The sequence below is a fragment of the Verrucomicrobiota bacterium genome (assembly GCA_019247695.1).
Classification (GTDB): Bacteria; Verrucomicrobiota; Verrucomicrobiia; order Chthoniobacterales; family JAFAMB01; genus JAFBAP01.
Genome location: JAFBAP010000047.1, coordinates 25,526 through 47,172, shown reverse-complemented (window position 1 = coordinate 47,172; position 21,647 = coordinate 25,526). Strand labels below are relative to the sequence as shown.

Below are 21,647 nucleotides of genomic sequence, written 5' to 3'. Positions count from 1 at the left end.
CTGTGGTCGATGAGGATTGGGAACTGCTACGGACCTTTTTCCCGGCCGATTGGATGACGCTGGCCCAGCAGCATGGCGCCTTAAAGGGCTTGCGTCCAGACAAGTCGGCCGAAACGCTCTTACGGGTGCTGCTGCTGCACGTGGGCGCGGGCTTTTCGCTGCGCGAAACCGCCGGGCGGGCCCGGGCGGCCCACTGGGCCGAGCTATCGGATGTGGCCTTGCTCAAGCCGCTACGCAAAAGCAAGGCTTGGCTCTACCAACTCTGCTGTGCCCTGTGGCGGGAGCGGGGCGTGCGGCTGGAAGCGGCCGGCACCCCCGCCCTACGGTTGATCGATTCGACCCTGGTGCAAGAACCCGGCCAGAGCGGCAGCCTCTGGCGCCTGCACTACAGCTTTCAATGGCCCACGCTGGCGTGCGATTTTTTCAAGCTCACGGCGCGGGAAGGCAAAGGCAACGGCGAATCGCTGCTGCAGTAGCCCTTGAGGGCCGGCGATCAGGGGGTGGCCGATCGGGGCTATTGCCACGCGCGGGGCTTGCATTATGCCGCCCAGCAAGGTGCGGCGCTCACCGTGCGGCTCAACGCGCAAGGCATCCGGCTCCAGCAGGCCGACGGCTCGGCCTTTGAGCTGGAAGCGCGGCTCCAAAGCCTCTGCCACACGGGCCAAGTAGCCGAGTGGCCCGTCTGGATTGCCCACGATGGCCGCCCGGCGCTGGCGGTGCGCTTGTGCGTGGTGCGCAAGACCAAGGCGGCCATCGCCCTCACGCAGGCCAAGCTGCGGCGCGAGGCCACCAAAAACGGCTCGCAATTACAACCCGAAACGTTGTTCTCTGCCCAGTACGTCCTGGTGCTGAGCACCTTTGTCGCTGCGGCCTTCAGCGCCGGCCAAGTGCTGGAGGCCTACCGCTACCGCTGGCAGATCGAGTTGGTCTTTAAGCGCCTGAAGCAAATCGTGCAACTGGGCCACTTGCCCAAGCGCCAGGACGACAGCGCCCAAGCCTGGCTGTACGGCAAAGTATTTGTGGCGCTGCTAACCGAGAAGCTTTTGGCGCACGCGCGCGCCATTTCCCCCTGGGGTTTCGTCTCGCCCGAAGCGACGGGCGCCCAGTTCGTGGCGGGAATTTAGCTTGGCCTTTCCTCAAATCGTGCGGGCGATCGAACCGCGCCTGAGCCTGCGCGAGTTGATCGAAAATTGGCACGACTTGGCCGCGGCGCTACGCGAGTCCCCTCGGAAACGCCAGTCCCAGGCGCAGAATTTTCTCAAAACAAGTTAGCGCTTACGGGTGCCGGCCTCTACTACTTACATTTCTATATCAAGGATCAAGGAACGCTCGCTAAGCAGCTTCTTTTCGAGTGCCAGGAAGGAACCTCCATGGGAAAACGGCCTTCGCATGAGGTTCGTCCCGGTGGCCGGTACCCGGGTGCTATTCTGTCTCTCCGATTCGGCCCTGGCTTTGCTTGAAGAATCCATGATTTAAATCGAGGCGAGATATTCGGCCCGAACGCCTCTCACCTTCAGCCCTAAACTTGCAGTGCCCGGTTTATCCGGCTTAGCCTGCGTGCGTGGAGGCGACCGATTGAGTGCTGATCTTACGGGGATACAGGCGTTTGTGGTGATGCCGTTTGGCACCAAGCCGGGCGTGGACGGACGGCCCATTCACTTCGACGCCATCTTTGCCGAGGTGATCCAGCCCGCCTTGATTGAGGCCGGATGTGCGGTCATGCGTGCTGACGGGGAACAGCGCGCCGGCAACATTCGAACCGACATGTTCCAGGAGCTTCTGCTCGCCGATTTGGTCGTAGCGGAGCTGACGCTCGATAACCCGAACGTGTGGTACGAACTTGGCGTGCGCCACGCCCTGCGCGCCCGGGGCATGATCGCGCTGCAAAGTGGCCGCGGTCATCTGCCCTTCGATGTGGGGCCGGACCGAACGTTGGCTTACGCGCTCAAGGATGGCAGGCCTGACCCGGACAGGCTCACGGCGGATAAGGCCGCGCTGGTGACCATGGTTAAAGCGACCATGGCGGCCTGGCATGGCCGTAAGGTCAGTCCGGTCTACCACCTTCTGCCCAACCTGCAGGAGCCGGACTGGCGTTCGTTGCGCGTTGGCGACGTCAACGAGTACTGGCAGAAGCTTGAAACGTGGCAGGATCGGGTCGAAGTGGCGCGCCAGCGCGGCCGGCCCGGGGATGTGCTGGTGCTCGCGGGGGAAATGCCCACCCGTGTGCTGCGGCTGGAAGCGCTACGCACCGCCGGCAAGGCATTGATGCGTCTGCGCAGTTTCCGTTTTGCCTTGGAGGTGTTTGAGCAGGCGCTCGTGCTTGAACCGAAGGATCTCGCCTGCCGGCAGCAGAAAGGTTTGGCGCTTGAGCGCCTGGATCGGCACGAGGAAGCGCGCCAGTGGCTTCAAGCCGTTGCCCGGGACCACCCCGAAAATGGTGAGACTCTCGGGCTGATCGGGCGCACCTACAAGGACGAGTGGGCGGCGCGCTGGCGGCGGGATGGCGTGGCGGCTCCGCAAAGGCGCGAGGAGGCCATTTGGGAGGAAGCGCGCCTGCATGAGGCGGCGCGCGCCTACTCGGCTGCGTTCCGCGCGGACCCGCTTGGCTTCTATCCGGGCATCAACGCGGTCACGCTCGGCTGGCTCTGGCAGGAGCTCACCGGTCAGCGTGACCTTGAGCTGGACGTCCCTGCCATGGTGCACGGCGTGCGCTGGGCGGCCAGTTGCCGCCTGCGTCGCGACTCAAACGACTACTGGGCCAGGGCCAGCCTGGCCGAACTCGAGGTGCTCGAGGTGCTCGCTGCCGATAATACGACGGTCCAGCGCGCCTACAAATCGGCGGCTGCCGTCGCCAACAACGACTGGTTCGCGCTTGATTCCTCCAAACAGCAGTTGCAGCTGCTGCGAGACCTCGGGATTCGACCCGAGCTGGTCGGAGCGGCCATCGAAGTGCTCGAGCGTGAACAGGCCCGCACGAGCGCGGGGAATCCAAAGCTCGAGCCCGAACGTGTGGTCCTGTTCAGCGGGCATATGATTGATAAGCCCGGGCGGGAAACGGCGCGCTTTCCCGAGAGCAAGGCGGCGGCTGCGGCAGAAGCGATTGCGGCCGAACTCGACCAACTTGGGGTCCGGGAGGGGGATCTGGGGCTGTCGCAGGCCGCCTGCGGTGGCGACCTGCTGTTTGCCCGGGCATGCCTGGCCCGGAAAATGCATCTGGAGGTTCGGCTGCCGAAGCAGGAACCTGAGTTTCTGGCAGATTCGGTTTCTTTTGCCGATCCGCGGTGGCAGGCGCTTTACGATGAGGTCAAGGCGCATCCGGGCGCCGCCTTCTTCATTATGCCGGATGAGCTCGGGCCAGCGCCGGCGCACGTCGATGTGTACGAGCGCGCCAACTTATGGATGCTTTACAACGCGCTGGCGCGCGGGGCCACGCGCGTGCGTTTCCTTTGCTTGTGGGATGGGCAAGGGGGTGATGGCCCGGGCGGAACCCAGCACATGTTCGAGTTGGTCAGGAGACTCTCGGGCCGGGCGCCGACGGTGATCAATCCCGCTCATCTGCCGTCAACCGGCTCATAAATCTACCTTTTTAGCTTGGTCCGGCTTCGCTTATCAGACCAGCCGGACCCACCACGGCATTTCCTGGGCGGGTACACGAGGTGCAATCCCCAGCGGGCATGGTGGATCTCGGGCTGCGCGCTCGCCATTGGCTGCAGACTTCAAGTCCAAATGCACGAGGAATGGGAACAGGTTCCGATGGCGAACCTGACCTGAATGGGTAATGGACAGAGGCACCTCAGGTGGGGCAGCTTCCCGCTTTAATGCGGTCAATGGAGTGAATAAACGAGGATGGAACAACCGAGGCGCAATCGCGGGACGCGGACTTTGAGGCCGGCAGATCTCTGACTTGACGAGATAGCTCGGTTTTCGCTAGCTTCACGCTGGCGGTTTCTGCTTTAGATGCGTTCTTATCCGTTGCAAATGGCGAACGTGATTCTACTCTGCAGGAAAACCGCCGGCCGAGACGTGTACGTGATTCAAACCTGGATTTACTCAAACTGAACGGTTAGTTCGGAATCATCGCCGTAGGACTGTCATGCCAGAGGATAACCGCTACCAGCATTACGAGGTGCTCAAGCGGGCTGACGGCAGTTTGTGGGAACTGGGTCACGGCGCCATGGGCATCACCTACAAGGCCTATGACACCAACCTGCGTTGCCCGGTGGCTTTGAAGGTCATCAACGCGACGTACTTGGAAAACGAGACGGCGCGGCAACGCTTTTTGCGCGAAGCGCGGGCAGCGGCTGCTCTGCGCCAGCAGAACGTCGCGTCGGTGTTCCACCTGGGCACGGATCACGGCACCTATTTTTACGCCATGGAGTTCGTCGATGGGCAGACCGTCGATGAATACATGAAACAGAAGGGCCGGTTCACCCCGCTGGAAGCCCTAAACATTGCCTTCCAGGTCGCGCGCGCGCTCGCCGCCGCGGCCCGGCAGCAACTGGTCCATCGTGACCTGAAGCCGACCAACCTCATGCTGGTCGACGAGGACGGCGAACAGGTAGTCAAAGTCATCGATTTCGGCCTTGCGAAGAGTGTCAAGCGAGAAGGTGAGGATTCCGGGTCCCTGACCGTGGGCGGAGGTTTTGTCGGGACACCCCATTTCGCCAGCCCGGAACAGCTCGAGGACCGCGATCTTGACGTTCGATCCGACATTTATTCGCTGGGCAGCACGCTGTATTACCTGGTGACGGGACGGCCACCTTTCTCCGGTTCGGTGGCTCAGATCATGAGCCAGCACCTGTACAAGCCGGTGCCGGCCGAGCCGCTGCAGGGCCTCCCGCCTCCCTTTATCAACCTGATCCTTTGGATGATGGAAAAGGATCGGGACAAACGGCCCCAAAGCGCCACGGAGCTGCGGCGGGCCATCCAGCGCTGCGTTCGAGAGTTGGGCGTCACGGCGCTCAACGGATCGGCTTCGGCCGTCATCCGTGCCTTGCAATCCGACGTGACGGCGACCATGGGTTCAAGCCCCGCTTCCGAAGCGACGGTCGAGGCCGGCTCGGTCTTTGCTCGCAAGTACCGCGTGGATGAACCGTTACCGGACCACGTCGCCGGCAAGCGTTATCGAGGGGTTGACCTTGAGCGCCGGCTCACGGTGAGCCTTTTGGTCCTCAGCCGCGAGTTCCTGGCCGACGCCCTGCATTTTTCCGCTTTGGAAAGGGCCGTCGATCAGGCGCGCAGCGCGCCGCACCCGGGCTTGCGCCAGGTCATTGCTCTGGAAACGGCCGGGAACCAAACCGTTCTCGTGGAAGAATTCCTGAACGCACCCAGCCTGCAGGAGATCCTGCGGGTCCGTGGACGATTGCCGGCGGCTGAGGTCGTTGCGGCATTGGAACGGTTGGTGCCGGTTGCCGACCACGCGCGGCTCAAGGGATTGGAGTACCTGGATTTTACCCTGAGCGGGATCCAGTTGAGCGATCCGGGTCAGAGCCGGGATGGTGCCGGCCTGGAGCAATGGATTCAGCAGCCCCTGACGGAGTGGCCGGACCTGACGCCGCGGGTTGCACCGATTGACTTTGCGTTTCAGGCTGAGGATCCACTTCATTGGGCCGGTGAAGCAACCGTGGTGCAACCTTCGGGACCCCTGGCGGGACCGAAAGGCTCGTACGTCCGTCGGTTGAGCTTGTTGGCCTACGAGTTGTTAGGCGGCCCGCGCGGCGCGCTGGAGACCCAGGGGCGGTACATTCCGCTGGCAGCGCTGCCGGAAGGGGGTAACCAGGTGCTCCGGCGCGGTTTAGCCGACGAGGCTGGAACGGCGGACGAATTCGTGCGTACCCTGGCCGGGTGCCTGCCCGGCCGGGTCGCGGCTGCTGCAGGCCGCCCGATTCCCGCTCCTGCGACTGACCGGCCCGCTACCGTTGACCTGGAGCCAACTCCCCTGCAACCGTCAGGTGGACCAACCGATGCGGCTGAAACGAATTTACCAACTGTAAACGATCCCGCGTTGCCGCTGCCGGCACCTTTGGATGTGGAGACCCTGCTTGCGCAGCGTTACCGACTGGTCGACCGGCTAAGTGACACTCCTCAGGGGTGCCATTTCCTGGCGGACGATCTCCGGCGGCAGCGCCGGGTGAGCTTGCAGGTGTTGAACCGGGAGGTCGCCTCGGAGGCTGGCGGGGTGGCGCGACTGCAGGAGGCGGTGAACCGTGTATGGGAGGCACCGCACCCGATGCTTCGTGCAGTCTACGACTTGGAAACGATCGCCGGTTACTGTGTTCTGGTACAAGAGGACGTGGCGGGGGCATCCTTACTGGACGTGCTTCGGATCCGCAACGCGCTAAGCGCGCCGGAGATTGTTCAGTTGCTAAGCCTGCTGGCGCCGCTCGCCGACCACGCACACGGCCACCGGTTGCAGCACGTTGACTTCACCTTAAGGGGAATTCATTTAACCAATCGGCATTCTACAGGGGGCGGGACTCACGTGAACGCTTTAAAGCGGCCCCTCACGGCTTGGGAATCCCTGGGGCTGAGGGTGGACGCGATTGACTTTTTGTTTGTGCTTTCCCCCTCCGGCACGGGGTCAGGTCCGGCAACCCGGGTGCACGGCGCGGTGGAAGGTGGCTCCCGGGGCAGTTACGTGCGTTTGTTGAGTCTACTGGCGTACGAGTTGCTGGGGGGACTGCGGGCCCGGCTGGAGGCAACGGGGCAGTACACGCCTCTGGCAACGTTGACTGAAGGTGCAAACGCTGCGTTGCGGCGTGGGGTGATCAATGAATGGCCGTCTGCAAGCGAGTTAGCCCGGCAACTGGCGGCCGTAGTTGGCGTGACGGGGACGGCGGCATCCGCCTCTGAAAGCGTGAGGCGCGTCCCCCCGGGGCCGCCCCGGATAGCGCCGGTGGAAATTCCGGCCGAGCGCCCAGCCAAACCCAAGAAAGCGGGCGCGCGGCGTTTGGCGTTGGCAGCCGGCCTGATGGCGTGCGTGGGAATTGGTGGTTACGTCGTTTACCGGTCTCAGGCACCGCCACCGCCGCTTCCCGAGTTTGCGGATCTCGCGGTTGAAAGCGATCCGCCCGGCGCCGCCATTACCCTGGACGAAGGGCCCTCGTTAAGCGCACCGCACCGTTTTGCCCGTGTCCCGTTCGGGCACCATCGGCTTACCGCCAACCTCAAGGGATACCTGCCGGCGCGTCAAGACGTGCAGGTGGATGGAGTGACCCCACGAAAACTCGTTCTGGCGCTGCGGCCGGCTCCGATTGAAGTTGCCGCGCTTACGGTGCAAACGGAGCCGGCCGGCGCTTCCATTCTGCTGGACGGCAAACCGCCGCAGCAGGCGCCCGGCACTTTCACCCATGTGCCCTTCGGGCGTCACCGGCTGACGGTTAGGTTGGACCGCTACGAGCCGCTCAGCCAGGAGCTGGAAGTCCGTGCGGGCATGAGCCCGGAGCTGCGCCTGGCGCTGCAGCCCGTTCCGACTGAGTTGCCGGCCTTGGCGGTGCAGACCCAGCCGGCCGGTGCCTCGGTGTTGCTGGACGGCAAGCCGCCCCAGCAGCCGCCAAATACCTTTACCCGCGTCCCGTTTGGGCGCCATGAACTCACGGCCACTTTGCCGGGGTACCTGCCGGCGCAGCAGGAATTGCAACTGGATAGAGCGACCCCGCCCCGGATCGTCCTGACGCTTCAGCCGGTTCCGACGGAGGTTGCCGCGGTCTCGATCCAAACGGAACCGGCGGGCGGTTCGGTGTTACTGGACGGCAAGCCGCCCCAAAGCCCGGCCGGCACTTTTACGCACGTCCCGTTCGGGCGGCACCGGCTCACCGCCACGCTGGACAACTATGAACCGTTCAGCGAGGAGCTGGAGGTGCATGAAGGCATGAGCGCGGAGTTGCGCCTGACGCTGCAGCCCGTTCCGACCGAGTTGCCGGCCCTGACGGTGCAAACCGAGCCGGCGGGCGCTTCGCTCCTGCTGGACGGCAAGCCGCCCCAGCAGCTGCCGAACATTTTTACCCACGTGCCATTTGGGTACCACCGGCTCACGGCTGCGTTGAAAGGTTATTTGCCGGCGCAACAAGAGTTGAACCTGGATAGAGCGACCTCGCCCCAAATCGTCCTGACGCTCCAGCCGGTTCCCACCGAACTTGCAGCCTTATCAGTGCAAACGGAGCCGGCCGGCGCCTCGGTGTTGCTGGACGGCAAGCCGCCCCAGCAGCTGCCCGATACTTTCACCCATGTGCCCTTCGGGCATCACCGGCTCACCGCCACGTTGGACGGCTATGAGCCGCTCAGCCAGGAGCTGGAGGTTCGTGAGCGAATGAGCCCGGAGTTGCGCCTGATGCTGCAGCCCGTTGCGACTGAGTTGCCGGCCTTAGCGGTGCAGACCCAGCCGCCCGGTGCCTCGGTGTCGCTGGACGGCAGGCCGCCCCAGCAGCCGCCGAACACCTTTACCCGCGTCCCGTTTGGGCGCCATGAACTCACGGCCACTCTGCCAGGGTACCTGCCGGCGCAGCAGGAATTACAACTGGATCGAGCGACCCCGCCCCGGATCGTCCTGACGCTCCAGCCGGATCCCATCGAAGTTTTACGGAATGAGGTCAAAAAGTCTGAAAGAGGTTCTCCGCAATTCCTCAATGCTTACGTGCGGCTTGTGCAGGCCCTGACGCGGCCTGGACAGCCCAATCCCCAAGAGTACAACGAGCTTGGACAGGTTATCGAAGAGCTCCGAACCAAGGTGCCTCCGATCAGCGGGGATGAATTCAGCCTCTCTTACGGATCAAGCATCAGAGACGCGGCGAACTTGAATATTCTCCCGGCCATTCTGTGGCTGGCCGCCAACGAGAATGGGCCCGAGGCGTTTGACTTGTTCCTTCGCGCGGCCAACCTGGGCGATTCCTATGCTATGATGAGAGTCGGCCGATTCTATTTCAGAAAAGGGACTCCGGACGACGACAAAGAAGGGTTTGCATGGCTTAACCGGGCCTATACCGCCCCAAAACCAAATCTGGAAGCCGGCGCATACATCGGCGACTGTTACTTAAGTGGCAGGGGGACAAAGCAAGATGTACAGAAAGCTGAAAAGATCATCCTGCCTCTGGCCAGCCAAGGCGTCGTTCCCGCGATGGTGTTAGCCGGCCGGATACTCCAATACAAGGCGGAAGACAAACAAGTCGAAGCGGGACACAGTACAGGGTCACTCAAACAGAAGCTCATGGCCCAGGCAGACGCGTTTTACAGCCAAGCCAAGCCGTGGTGGGAACGGGCGGTCGCGGAGGGGGACTGGAACGCCGCGGCGCACCTTGGCCAGTTGTATGAGAAAGGCTTCGGCGGCATGCAAAAGAATGAAGGAAAGGCAGAGGAGCTCTATAAAGAAGGCATAGAGCATAGCAACGTGTTAAGCATGTATTTCTATGGCCTTCTGATCGCCGAGAAGCCGGGCCGCCGCACCGAGGCCGTAGGCTGGATAAAACAGGCGGCCACCGCGGGGATTCCGTCCGCACGGGAATGGTTGCGAGTGCATGAGGTAACTTTTTCTGAGGTGACGCCCCAGGAGGATCATCAGTAGGGCCTGGATGGGCTAACTGCAGTTGTCCGCCCCGGAAGAATGCTGCCCGGTTAACGATGATTCGGCTCCATTCGCGGTACTTGCACGTCAGGGTTACATGCGGCTGTTCATTTGGTTTTGTGCACTTTGTGTGCACCGCAGTCCGGATCGGTTCCTACACCCCTTCTCAGGATGGTTGAGCCGGCTTTAGCCCCGAAGGGGCGGCCCTCTTGCTCGTCCGAGGTCTGAAGGGCCGGCAGAAGGGGTCGCTCGCATTTTCTGCCGCCCCTTGAGCAAATCCAACCCGGCGGGGCGGGCGTTTGTCAGGATGGGCGTACGGACGTGGCGCCTTAGGAGGGCTCAACGGTGAGGGGGGTGGCGTTCCCCGGGTAAACCCTGGGCTAAGATCTCCCCGGCCCGTTGGGTCTACGAGCGATTCAACCGGCTACGGAGCAGCCTCGGGCGGCGGCACCCCCCTAGCCGACATTCTACCTTGTCGTACTCGACTTACAACGTCAACTCGATATCGATAATGGTACCCGCTGCAATCGCGTAAGGTCCCCAGAGTCTTGATTGGATGACCGCTCCATTCCGGTCGACTCCTTCGAGTTGAATCGCCCACGTTCCCGGCACAAGGGTGTGGCCGCCAGATCCCGGAAACCGGGCACGATCCTGGAAGAAGAATCGAAGGAGCGGATTGGCCAGTCCGGGGCCGGAAATCGTTCCGATCAGGCTGAAGTTGCCGTCCGGCCGGGCAAGGACGTTAACCATCCCCTCTGCTTTTACTCGCTTCAGAGTGACGGAAATCCACGCTACCGCCGGTGGAACCCTCGGCGGCGGCTGGGATTCCGTCTGGACAGACCGAAAACCCAGGGCCTGCAGCAATCTGTTTACCCCGGCACTACCACCCGCAATCACCAGGGCCGTCAGGAACTTCCCGGCAAAATTTATCGGGTAGCCTGCATTCGTGTAGATATTTACCAACCTGGTGACGATGTCCAGTTTATACCTGAAGACAAAGAGGCTCGCGACGAGGACGGCGATCAAGGGCTTGGTGGCCTTGGCGTCAAAAGTTGAGATAAACAGCTTCCAGTTAAAAATGATGGCGAGACCTGACTCAAGGAGTACGGCCAGGATGAAGAGAGTGAACAGCGCCTGAAATGAGGGCGTATAGACATCGTGAGCCGTGAGCGTAGGCGGGGTTTGCGCATCTTGAGCGCGGATCCCCGGCGTCGTTACGGCGAGGAGAACGGCGGGAAGGAGGAAGCTCCTGATCGACGAAAGGCCGGCGGACAAGGACCTTAGGGCTGAGCATTGACGGCTACCGGCCTGCCGATGCATGGTAGCATTGGCCTGCTGACGCCTGGTAATTTGGAGGTTCATTGTGCTTGGGAAGTCTTGGTGCGCCCTGGCGGCGGGTCGGGCGGGTGCCTCGAGTCACAGAAGAAGGATCCATGCGGGCGACCGCCCAGGTGATCCGGTTGAGCAGGAGGTTGTTTATCGGCCGGCCGTTGAGGAACATTGGGCGGTCAAAGCGTAATCTCAAAGTAGAGCGGGTCAACTTCCACCCCTTGGATCGGCTCTTTGGGATCTTCATCGGACCTCAGCACGCCTTTGGCGGCCCTCTCGCGCAGAGCATCGACGAGTTCAGGCAAAGGCATTCGCCCCCACCTCTTTTTGAGAGCCATCTCGTGGTTCACCGGAATGACGGCGGTTGCGAGCCGCTCCATCTGTTCGAGACCTTTCTGGCGAAGGGTGGCGTTATGGCTCCCGTGATGCCCGACTTTATAGAAGACGGTGCGCCTCAGGAGTTCAGGACCCGTGACCTCCCGGCCGCCCACGGTCCACTTGAGATCCTGCCACGAAAGCCAGTTGCCGACTTGCGCGTCGGCAGCAAATAACAGCACATCACCGTCTCGTAATTCGATGGCTAGAACGAGGCTGGTGTTGTTCGTTGCACTGTCCAGCGCCAACGCGAGCTCGGACGAACCGTCGAGCCAACCGCTGTCGATCCGGCGCCACTCGTCACCGCTGCGGCTTGCGCCAAAGTAGTGATTTTTGAAGAACGGTAAGCTGGAGGCCACGTTCATCGGGATCGCATGAAGGGTGCCGAACGGGCTCGCCGGCTCGTCTTTCAGCGTTTCCAAAGCGGCCGCCGCAGCGGACATTTGAGCCCTGATCCCGTACGTCTCCGGATCGCGTTTGGTATCCAGGGTTTGTCTGATGAGCTTGGGATCGTGGGGAGGGCCCAGTACGTACAATCGGACGTCCGGGGCTTCCAGATGAACGGGGCCATCCGTCGGATAACAGTAGCGAACGGGCGCTTTAGCCTTCTTTCGGAGCCGCTCGATGGCGTCTTGGGTGGACGCGCCGCCGGCAACGCCGAAGAGCCCCGCAAAGTCAGCCACCTCATCGGCTCCGTCCAAATCCCCTGAAATGAGCATGCCGCTTCCCGCAGCACGCAACGCCGTCAGGGCCGCATCACGGTCCCCTGCAAGTTGTTTTGCCAAGTCATCATCCGGGTTTTCGGTCCACGCCATCCAGACTTTTTTAACTTCCAACCGATCAAAAGTGTCGGCCGCTTGAATAAAGCCGGAAAGATGATCCCAGTGCTGATGGGTGGCAAGCAAGAGGTCGATCTGACCTTTTGATACTGCGACAACGTCTTTGAGGACCTCAGTCATCTTGGCCACGGCATCCGGGGTACCGAGGATGACGCCGCAATCTATAAGGATTCGATAATAAGCTTCCGGGGTACCGGATTTCGGCAAAGTGATAAGGAAGCAATCGCCTAATCCCTGCCGATACATCCGGATCGTGGCACGGAATGCGTTTTTTCGTCGCCGCGCGGACGCTGATGCTTTCCCGGTTGAGGCACCGGCATGCGGCTTTGAAGGCGTCGCGGTCCCGGCCTGACGGCCTTTCGGCGTCCGGGTTGCGGCTGCAGGTTTGGCCATATTTTCTATGTTCCTCTTCAAGCGTATCGATGCTGATGCAGCAGCGCGAACGGTTCCCGTCCGCCGTCCGGATCGTCAAAATAGGTAGCCCGGTGATTCTGGGTTATGGCTTGGGTGTAGTTTTGCTGACTTTGGATCCGGTCGGGGCTGCCGACCCGCTTACGAACGAAGTAACGCACTTTGAATTCCGGGTTCGTCTCCTCGAGATTGATCAGGAGCGTGCATCCGCCCCGGAACGTACCGTTTTTGGGTGGGGATGGCCGAAAGGTCTGAGTAAGTTCGACGACGAGATCCGTCCGGCTCTGGCCGTCGGGGCCGATCCGGCGTGCGGGCCTCACCGAGTGGACCTCAATACCGCCGAGCTTACCCGGTACGTCGCCGATGCTCATGTCCTGTGCGTCCCGGAAAAAGCCGAGCGCGGTGAGTTCATCATCCGGGACCTGATGCGGCGAGCGGAGCCAGTGCCAGAATTTACGGGCATTGTCTTCCGAGGTGTGATACGCTACCTCCCGCTGCGTGTTGAGATCCCACGTTAAGGTCATGTCACGCAGAACGTTGTCGATGTTTCGCAATGGCAGGGGCGGAGGTTCCCAAATCAGGCTTCCCTCCGAAAGGTGTTTAACCTCCGAGGGATAGATGCCGCGATCGCGGAAGGCAGAGACGAAGGCAACGCGATAGCCGCGCGTGTCGTTCGGCACGATGTCTCGATCGGCGGTGATGAGCGCTCGCAGGTACTCCCCGAACCTGAGGTCCACCGGAGGGCAGTAGTCCAAGGCCCGGATACACATGGTTAGCACGTGGCCTGCCACTTTTCCGGCTTCCTCCGTCAGGCGGTCGGCAAGGAATTCCGGGATCTCGCCTTCGGGCAGAATACCGCTACCTCCCGTGGCGAGCCTGACAAATTCGGCAGCCCGGCTGCGATAGATCTGCAGAAACGCGGCGAATACCGCGGATACAAGCACGGAGCCGCGCGCGTGAGGTTCACTGGACGCTTCGTAATCATTGCGGCCAGGTTCATGGGGAGTCCAAACCTGTTTGCCGTCTTTCTCCTCGAATTTGCCGATCGCATCACGAAGGGCTCCATAGCCGCCCTGGGTTGCCTGGCCAAACTCGACGGCAAGTTCAGCCAGCAGGCTGTGCCGTTGCAGGTCGCCGCGGGTACGCCGAATCTGGTGGCGCAATGCCTCTTTGATGGTGAAATGCTGAAACAGCGCAACGATGTCCGCAAATGCCTCATGGAACGCCAAAACGTCAGGGTTAGTCGGTTCGCTAAAGCGCCGGTGCAGCCCGTCGAGCAGTGCGTGCGTCGTCTCGTGAGCCACGATGTCGTGTGAGAGCGCGCCGAAGACCAATCCGCCGGGCAACACATTGGCCGGATCCTTTCCGGCGGCGGAAAAGTAGCCAAGCAGCAGCGCCTTACGGTCCGGGCTATAGAACGCATTCGCCATTCGGAGGGCATGGGGGTAAATCCGCAGGCGCCGCACAAAACGATTTTCACAGACGTGCCCGTCAGAGCCCCGCAACCGGCGTGGTGCCCACAAGGCCTTGCGGCCGAGTGCACGCTCGAACCGTTCGATCGTCTGCATGGCCACCGCGTAGGCCATTTGCTGGTGGAATTGCGGGTTTCCTTCGGACGGGGCCAAGCCGTTCTGGGTCAGCAGGTGGGGATGATTCAGATCAACCGGTGCATAGCAGCACCCGCTTGCAGGGTCCACGTCAACGACCTCGATGTACTCGCCTACCGGGCCCGGTTCCAGGTCTTCCCAAGGGATCTCGATCGTCGCCTCGTTGATGCCGAACGTTTCGATGCGGGTTGCGAGTGAGGGATCGTACGCATAGACCCGGAGCGGGCGGCGGGCGGGCACCGGCGGTCGAGGCTCGATGGCGTGCTCAAGATGAAGCTTCTCGACTGAGTTGGTGATAGGATGAAGGGTAGGTGGAAGGGCTACCACCGTCCGGTTTTTCCGCTCGGCGGCCCCGAGCGCGTCCCGCAGTGCGGTCGATGCGCCCGGTTGGGCGGCAAGCGCTTCGGCCAGTTGCTGCAGTTGGGTGCGTGTGACCGCCTCAGGCGGTAGTGCCGGGTCCGGTAAGACCGCCTCCAGGTCAGCCGATTGCGACAGTTGCAGCGCCTCAAGCTCGAGCATGCGAAGTTTCGGGTCCGTCTCCGCCTCAATTCCGAGGCCGGCTAACGTGCGCAGGAGGGGAAAGTGGGCGTTATCCGCCGGTTCCGGGTGAAGCTCTGACGCCTTGGCGGGAAGAACGTTGAGCGCGTCGCGCGCGCGCAGTTCACCTTGGCCCAGCCACCGCTCTTCGTCCGCAATCGCGTGCGCACTGCTGAAGAGCGCATGGCGGACGGCGGCCACCCGCATCCAGCCTTCCGGATAAGCCTCCCAGGCCCGCAGGTTTCGCTGAATCCAGAGAGCTGCGGTCGCAGCGATTTGCGGGGTGGCCGACGAGGTGCCGCTGCCGTTGTGGTCAACCAACTGCGGGCAACCCAGCCGCGCCCACGGCAGGTTCGGCGTGCACGCAGACAAGGCGGTCTTCATCTTGCTCTCCGGCCCGTAATTCCCCGCCATCAGCTTGCGATCCAGGTCCGCATACGGTTGATGGTTTTCCATCACCCCGCAGGCCGCGATCACCCGGCCAAAACGGGCGGGGTACACGATATTGCGAGTGGGAAGGTTACCGAAGTTGTTCCCGGCGGCCGTCACGACAAACACGCCGGCCTCGTAGAGGGCGTTCACTGCGTCCGCCCACGCCTGGGACGCCAAGCCCCCCATGCTCATCGTGATCACATGGATACGAGTGGCGGGATCCCGGCACAGCCCGTGAACGTAATCAAACGCTTTGGCAATCGCGCTGTTGTAGAAGAGCACCACGCGGTTGGCGACGCGAATAGGAACTACCTCGATGTCCGGTGCGGCGCCGATCGGTTTGCCCCCGTCCGGTGCTGAACCTGCCAGGATGCCCAAGGTGCCGGTGCCGTGACCAAGGTTGTTGAATGGGCCGGTGGTGTCGTCGGAAGCATCGTCCGGACGGCCGGCATCGACAAAATTACGTTGGAGGACCTTGTTCAAGCGGCGGGGCAGGGTGCGGTGCTCGGCGTCGTACCCCGTGTCAAGATGGGCCACACGGACTCCGGCCGCGCCGGTGGCATTCGTCCGAGCCGCGAGCGCAGCGTCGAATTGTGAGTGGTCAGCGTCACGGAACCAGAGAGGATCCGGTGCGGTCGGGTAGTGTTGGTCCTGATCCTGCGCGACCGCGCACGTCCTCGCCGTCGCGATCCCAAGACCTGCCTCTTCGCCCACGATCCATTGTTGCTGCAGATCGGGCTCCGCGAACTCGATCGCTCCGTCCGCAACGCCTAAACCGTTTTGCACCAGCGAGTGGCACAGGTCCCACAAATTCGGCTGATCCACCGGAACTGAGGGTTCGAACGCGTACCACGTTGTGTCACCGGCTGCGGCCCCCAGCGCACCATCTTGACCGATGCTTCGGAAAAGGGGTTCAACTCTAACGTTCACAGAGGATCGTCCCAGCGCAAGCTTGGTTTCTTTAAGGCCGGGCCGGGCTTTAACGAGAATGTATTGGGTGGAGGTTCTATCTGCCATGCTATCTTTCAACTCCCAGGCATAACAGGAGCCACCGGCCCGCAGGAATACGCAAAAATACGTATTGGCCCGAAACGTTTCGGCCAATTTCCGACAAGCCCGGAGGCGCCGGGCTGCTACCCTCGTGGGCTAAGGTCTGCCGGCCCGTTGGGCCTGAGACCAATTCAACAAGGTGCGGAGCATTCTCCGGCGCCGGCAACCCCTCTGAGCCGGCGTTCTACCAACATAACTGTTTGAATGGTACAAGATCATCCGGAAAGCATCTGAAGGCGGAAAACCGCGCACGAAGCGAGGCCCCGCGGCCGCGGGTGCTCGAATCAAGAGCGCCAGTTGATGCCCCAGCGCTGCCGAAGTTCCGTCGGGATGCTGAAGCTTGGCCGGTTGCCGCCTCGCGCGGTAAATTGGAGCCCCTCGAGGAGGTGCCTGGAAACGAGCGCGACCAGTTGTTGCATCCACCCTGAACTTTCGAGAAAATCATCCGCGATCAGATTAGCCGACTGCAGCGGCCGGAGTAACGCACGCTCGAACGGAACCGGTTTAACTCCCAGCAGGTTGGCGGTATTGTCGCCGATAAAATAATACGTAAGTGCTCCGGAAAGGCCGTCAAAAACGTTTCCCGGAAGAATGTGATCCATCGTCTCAAGCAAAGCCGTGGTCATGGACCGGCCTTCCTCACACGCCGCAAATTGCCGCCTTTCGAAGGCTGCCGTCAGCGCTTCAGCGTCCGCTAAATCAGCCGGGAGCAACTCTTGCCGAATCCCGAGAATATGCCCAATCGCATTCCAACAATGGAGGTAAGCTTCGGCTTCAGCCTCGCTGACATGGATCCCCAGCCGCCGTAGTCCGTCCAAGGTGATCCAGGTAAACGACATCAACGTTCCCGCAAGATCTTCCTGATTAAGCGGGTGGTCGAAATCCGGCTTCCATTGGTTCGAATGCAATAGCTGGTAACGCACGCCCGCGTGCATCAGTCGAACCTTCTGGACGGTTCGAATGCCGGTACCGGGACCGGTGAGCCCGCCTGGTGACAGTACATCCATCAACATTTGGGCGGTCTCGGTAATGCGTCGGCTGGGATTGGTATTCAGGCGTCCGGTCAGCGCCAAGGCCTGGACCCCTTTTCGGGCGGCATAACAATACGGCAGCGAGTAGCAATGCAAAAGGAGGACAATGGCCGGGCCATGCTCCCAGAACAACTGCTGCCCCGCCTGGATTTTCGCGACGTCCGCCCACGGCGGCAACACGGCGACGGATTCCAGAAATCGGCGGAGATCATCAGGAATTGATCCTGGCGGAATGGCTTCGTTTCCGACCAGGACACGCATCATTGAATTAACGGCGTCAACCTGCTGCGCGGCGAAGAGTGCCCGTACAAGTTGATCTGCGGGCTCGTCCCCAAGGCGTCGCATGGGATCGAGGAATTCATCGGTCCACCTAAAGTAGGTCATAGTCAGCGGGTTGAGTGCGATTGCAGATCCGCGATCCATTGGTGTTATTTGCCAAGCGGGACAAGCCCACTAATGTTGAATCGACGGCTCAAGGATTACAAAGTAATCGGGCCGGCAAGGTTTCAGCTTTTCAAAGAGGTTGTACCCTTTTGGGGTTGCGGCGGCGTTATGAAACGACCGGTTAGATCTGGTATATGGGCGATGGCCCGGGACCGAATGCGCAGGCGGGTCGGCGTGGGCCATGTCAAAAGGCGGGGGCCAACGCCAGGCCGGTCGTCGAACCTGGCAGTTTGCGGACAGCTTGCGCCATGATGAACCCGAGCCGGCCGCATTCGACCAAGCCCGGGGCATCTTCGGAAGCCTTAGGGATCGGACGGACCCGCTGCTGCCCAGCGTGCGGCACGGCCTACCTGCAGAAGAATGACGGGCCGGGTTGTCCCGTGTGCCTGTTCCGGCAAGCTTTCAACCCTGCCGCCGTCCCGCCCTCAGGCGGTGCTGCCTTTGACGAAGGTCGCTTTGACCATTACGAGCTTGGTGTACGCAAGGATGGGGCGTTTGATGAACTGGGTCGGGGCGCCATGGGGATTACGTACCGTGCGCGCGATACCATTCTGGATCGCGCCGTAGCTCTCAAGGTGCTCGACGCGCGGGTGGCGTCCCGCCCGGAGGCGCGGGAACGGTTTTTGCGCGAGGCGCGTGCGGCCGCACGGCTCCGGCACCCTCATGTGGCTTCGGTCTTCTATTACGGGGTGCGCAAGGCTGATGGCCAATGTTTCTACGCGATGGAACTCGTCGAGGGCGAGACCGTCGAAGCGCGCGTGCGCCGTGGCGGGCCTTTGCTAACATCGGAAGCTTTGGAGGTAACTGCGCAAGTGGCCCGCGCACTTGGAGCGGCGGAGGCACAGGGGTTGGTGCACCGGGATTTGAAACCCTCCAACCTGATGCTGGTCAACGGACCGGAGCTGTTTGTGAAGGTCATCGATTTCGGGGTGGCCAAGGCGGTGGCCGGTGCAGGTGAGACGAACCTGACCTACGGCGGGTTTGTGGGCACGCCCGCCTTTGCCAGCCCCGAGCAGTTCACGGGCGTCGATGTGGATGCGCGTGCGGATTTGTACTCTTTGGGCGCGACGCTCTGGGAAATGCTGACCGGCCGTCCACCCTTCCGTGGGTCCCGGGTTGAGGTGATGCGCCAGCACCTGCAGGCGCCCCTGCCGCTTGCCCGGCTCCACGGGCTCCCGGAGCCGGTCGTGGTTCTGCTTGAAAGGCTATTGGAGAAGGACCCTGCGTTGCGGTTCCAAAGCCCGGCGCAACTCCTGCAGGCGTTGCCGGGCATCACGAGCGCGATCCAACCGGACCGTTCCGTCCGGCGCCAAGGCTTGAACGGGGTGCTCCAGACCGGCCCGGGCAGCCTCACTCGCAAACAGCCGCCCTCGCGGCGGGGGCCAAGAAGGATTTCCATCGCCAGGTTGCCTGTAACCGGTAAAGAGATTTTTGGGCGCGAGGAGGACGTGTCGTTCCTGGATGCCGCCTGGGCCAACCCCCAGGTCCACATCGTGACGATTGTGGCCTGGGCCGGGGTAGGCAAGTCTACGCTGGTTAACCATTGGCTGCGGCGAATGGCCGCTGCGAGTTACCGTTCGGCTGAGCTTGTGTTCGGCTGGTCGTTCTACCGGCAAGGCACCTGCGGGGAAGCTTCCTCGGCCGATGAGTTTCTAGATGCGGCCCTGAACTGGTTCGGCGATCCGGACCCCCGCCTTGGCACAGCCTGGGAAAAGGGCGAGCGTCTAGCGCGACTCATCACCCGGCAGCCTACCTTATTAATCCTTGACGGTTTGGAGCCGCTCCAGAATCCACCCGGACCCCAGGAAGGGCGCTTGCGCGAGCCCGCTCTCCAGGCGCTGATACGCGAGCTGGCTGCGTCCAACCGGGGCCTTTGTGTCATTACAACCCGGATGGCAGTCACTGACCTGGGCGGCTATGAGTCCGGCTCCGCCCCGCGGCGTGACCTCGAACACCTCTCGGGCGAGGCCGGTGCACAGCTGCTGCGAGCGTTGGGCCTCAAAGGTGAGGAGCCGGAGTTGCGAAGGGCCAGCGAAGAGTTCGGGGGACACTGTCTGGCGCTCACCCTTCTGGGCAGCTACCTGACCGATGCGTATCACGGGGACGTTCGTTGCCGGGATGAAGTCTCAAGCCGTCTGACGTATGACGTACGGCAAGGCGCGCATGCGCGAACGGTCATGGCCTCCTACCAAGGCTGGTTCGGCGAAGGTCCGGAGCTATCCGTGCTGCGCCTGATAGGCTTTTTCGACCGGCCGGCGGATGAAAGAGTGCTTGCGGCCTTGTTGACGCCGCCGGTGATCCCAGGCGTGACGGAATCCCTGACGGATTTACGCCCCGCGGAGTGGCGGATGATTCTGGCCCGGTTAAGAAGGGCAAGGCTGCTGGCGGGCGAAGATCCGTATCATCCGGGACAACTCGATGCGCACCCGCTCGTGCGTGAATACTTCGGAGCGCAGCTTCAGTGCCAGCGAGCGGATGCCTGGAAGGAGGGCAACCGGCGTCTTTATGGGTATTACCGGACGCTGGCGCCGCAACAGCCCGAAACGTTTCGGGACATGGAGCCGCTCTTTCTGGCGGTTGCCTGCGGCTGCCGGGCGGGGTTTTATCGGGATGCGCTGCACGAAGTTTACCTGCCGCGGATTCAGCGGGGTGATGCTTCCTTCACGGCAAAAGTGCTCGGGGCACGCGGTGCATTGGTCTCGGTTTTAGCTAATTTTTTTGAAAACGGCCATTGGGGATCCCTGGCGCAAGGCAGTGCCGAGGGCCAGACCCTCACGGCGGAAGATCAGCTCTTCATCCTTATGCAAGCGGGGCTTTACCTGACGGCAACGCGAGGGTCGGCCGCACCGGAGGCCCACTGCTGCTACGAGCGCGCGGAGGCATTGTGCCAGGGGCTTGCTTGTCCGCTGCCCTTGTATTCTGCACTGACCGGCCAGTGGCGATTTACGCTTTGCACCGACAAGCTAACGGTCGCGATGCAGATCGCCCAACGGGTTCATTCGATTGCACAGGAGCAGAATGACGCTGCGCTGCTGATCGGCGCGTATCGTGCGTTAGCATGCACGCTCTACCGTCTAGGTGATTTCAAGGCTGCGTGCCGATACGCGAGCCGCGGCATTGAGCTTTGGCGTTCGGGAGATGCGCCGTCTTCGGTTGAGGAGGTAAGTGCGCCCGCGGTTCCGTGTTTTTACTTTGAGGCCCTTTGCAAGTGGCATTTAGGTGAGACTGCCTCCTGCCACGCGAGCATGATGGCAGCCATCTCGCTGGCAAAGGAGCTGAATGAGACGTTTGCATTGGCCGAGGCACTGTTTTTTGCAGCGGTCCTTGGGTACTGCGTACGTGACCATGCGCGAGTGGAGCGCCTGGCGGCAGAATTGATGGAGTTGTCGACGCGCCAGCATTTCGCGTTTTGGCTGGTTGGCGCCAGGATTCTCCGGGGCTGGGCGCGGACCGTTTCGGATAATCCAGCAGAAGGTATCGCGTGGATTGAGGACGGCCTGCGGGACTACCGGGCGACCGGCACGAGGTTGGGTCTGCCATCCTGGCTCGTCATAAAGGCGGAAGCTTTGCACCTTGTGGATCGTACCTCGGAAGCCCTGGAGGCGCTCAGGGAGGCGGAAGCAGTGGCCGAAAGCTCGGAAGAACGTTCGTGGTGCGCAGAGTTGTTCCGGTTTCGAGGGGTGTATCTGGCCGCGATGGGTGCCGACGAGATGGAAATCCAGGCCGCGTTCAGCAAGGCCATCCAAATGGCAGAGGAGCAAGGATCAATCTCCCTGCTCAAACGTGCAGAAATGAGCTACGCCGATTACCGGATCGCGAGGGCAGGGAAACCTTCAAGGCAATGCAGGGAAGCCGAACATGGAGAAAAACCGGGGCGGAGGAGAGGCGTGAAGGGCTGATGCCCGTGTGATACCGTTTAGATAGTTATTTCGGTAGAATTTCGACCGGGTTTCAGCCCCGAAGGGCGGGAGAACCTAGCCCGGGGTTTACGTACGCCGTGGAAGGGTTCATTAATTTTCCCCCTCGCCAAACGACC

Annotated in this window: 8 protein-coding genes and 1 pseudogene; 5 read left to right on the top strand and 4 right to left on the bottom strand. The window is 61.9% G+C overall.

Annotated features, from left to right (window positions below; translation table 11 throughout):
• Positions 1-2: 2 nt before the first annotated feature.
• The 4 genes and pseudogenes from JO015_05055 to JO015_05040 all read left to right on the top strand — a co-directional run bounded on the left by JO015_05055 (position 3) and on the right by JO015_05040 (position 9,556).
• Positions 3-1,124 (top strand): annotated as a pseudogene (locus JO015_05055) (IS4 family transposase).
• A 1-nt stretch (position 1,125) separates the two neighbouring features.
• Positions 1,126-1,272, top strand: coding sequence for a hypothetical protein (locus tag JO015_05050; protein MBV9998466.1), 147 nt, complete (start codon positions 1,126-1,128; stop codon positions 1,270-1,272).
• Positions 1,273-1,614: 342 nt separating this feature from the next.
• Positions 1,615-3,576, top strand: coding sequence for a DUF4071 domain-containing protein (locus JO015_05045; GenBank protein MBV9998465.1), 1,962 nt, complete (start codon positions 1,615-1,617; stop codon positions 3,574-3,576).
• A gap of 517 nt (positions 3,577-4,093) precedes the next feature.
• Positions 4,094-9,556 (top strand): PEGA domain-containing protein, encoded by a 5,463-nt coding sequence (locus JO015_05040; GenBank protein MBV9998464.1) that lies wholly within the window; start codon positions 4,094-4,096, stop codon positions 9,554-9,556.
• Between the two features lie 486 nt (positions 9,557-10,042).
• Here the strand turns inward: JO015_05040 and JO015_05035 are convergent, their stop codons facing one another.
• The 4 genes from JO015_05035 to JO015_05020 form a co-directional block, all read right to left on the bottom strand.
• Positions 10,043-10,918: a hypothetical protein gene (locus tag JO015_05035; protein MBV9998463.1), complete on the bottom strand. Its 876-nt coding sequence runs from the start codon at positions 10,916-10,918 to the stop codon at positions 10,043-10,045.
• A gap of 146 nt (positions 10,919-11,064) precedes the next feature.
• Positions 11,065-12,306 (bottom strand): hypothetical protein, encoded by a 1,242-nt coding sequence (locus JO015_05030; GenBank protein ID MBV9998462.1) that lies wholly within the window; start codon positions 12,304-12,306, stop codon positions 11,065-11,067.
• Between the two features lie 203 nt (positions 12,307-12,509).
• Entirely contained in the window at positions 12,510-16,103 is a 3,594-nt protein-coding gene (locus JO015_05025; protein ID MBV9998461.1) for a S8 family serine peptidase, read from the bottom strand.
• 317 nt (positions 16,104-16,420) lie between these two features.
• On the bottom strand, positions 16,421-17,590 hold the full coding sequence (locus JO015_05020; GenBank protein MBV9998460.1) for a DUF2236 domain-containing protein: 1,170 nt from the start codon (positions 17,588-17,590) through the stop codon (positions 16,421-16,423).
• 269 nt (positions 17,591-17,859) lie between these two features.
• Here JO015_05020 and JO015_05015 point away from each other — a divergent pair, with 269 nt between their 5' ends.
• Entirely contained in the window at positions 17,860-21,510 is a 3,651-nt protein-coding gene (locus JO015_05015) for a protein kinase (protein ID MBV9998459.1), read from the top strand.
• Positions 21,511-21,647: the final 137 nt, after the last annotated feature.

Bases quoted from the DNA above. Each gene is read 5' to 3' on its own strand.
- JO015_05025 (MBV9998461.1), bottom strand. From the start codon at position 16,103: ATGGCAGATAGAACCTCCACCCAATACATTCTCGTTAAAGCCCGGCCC.
- JO015_05015 (MBV9998459.1), top strand. From the start codon at position 17,860: ATGATGAACCCGAGCCGGCCGCATTCGACCAAGCCCGGGGCATCTTCG.
- JO015_05040 (MBV9998464.1), top strand. From the start codon at position 4,094: ATGCCAGAGGATAACCGCTACCAGCATTACGAGGTGCTCAAGCGGGCT.
- JO015_05045 (MBV9998465.1), top strand. From the start codon at position 1,615: ATGCCGTTTGGCACCAAGCCGGGCGTGGACGGACGGCCCATTCACTTC.
- JO015_05035 (MBV9998463.1), bottom strand. From the start codon at position 10,918: ATGAACCTCCAAATTACCAGGCGTCAGCAGGCCAATGCTACCATGCAT.
- JO015_05020 (MBV9998460.1), bottom strand. From the start codon at position 17,590: ATGGATCGCGGATCTGCAATCGCACTCAACCCGCTGACTATGACCTAC.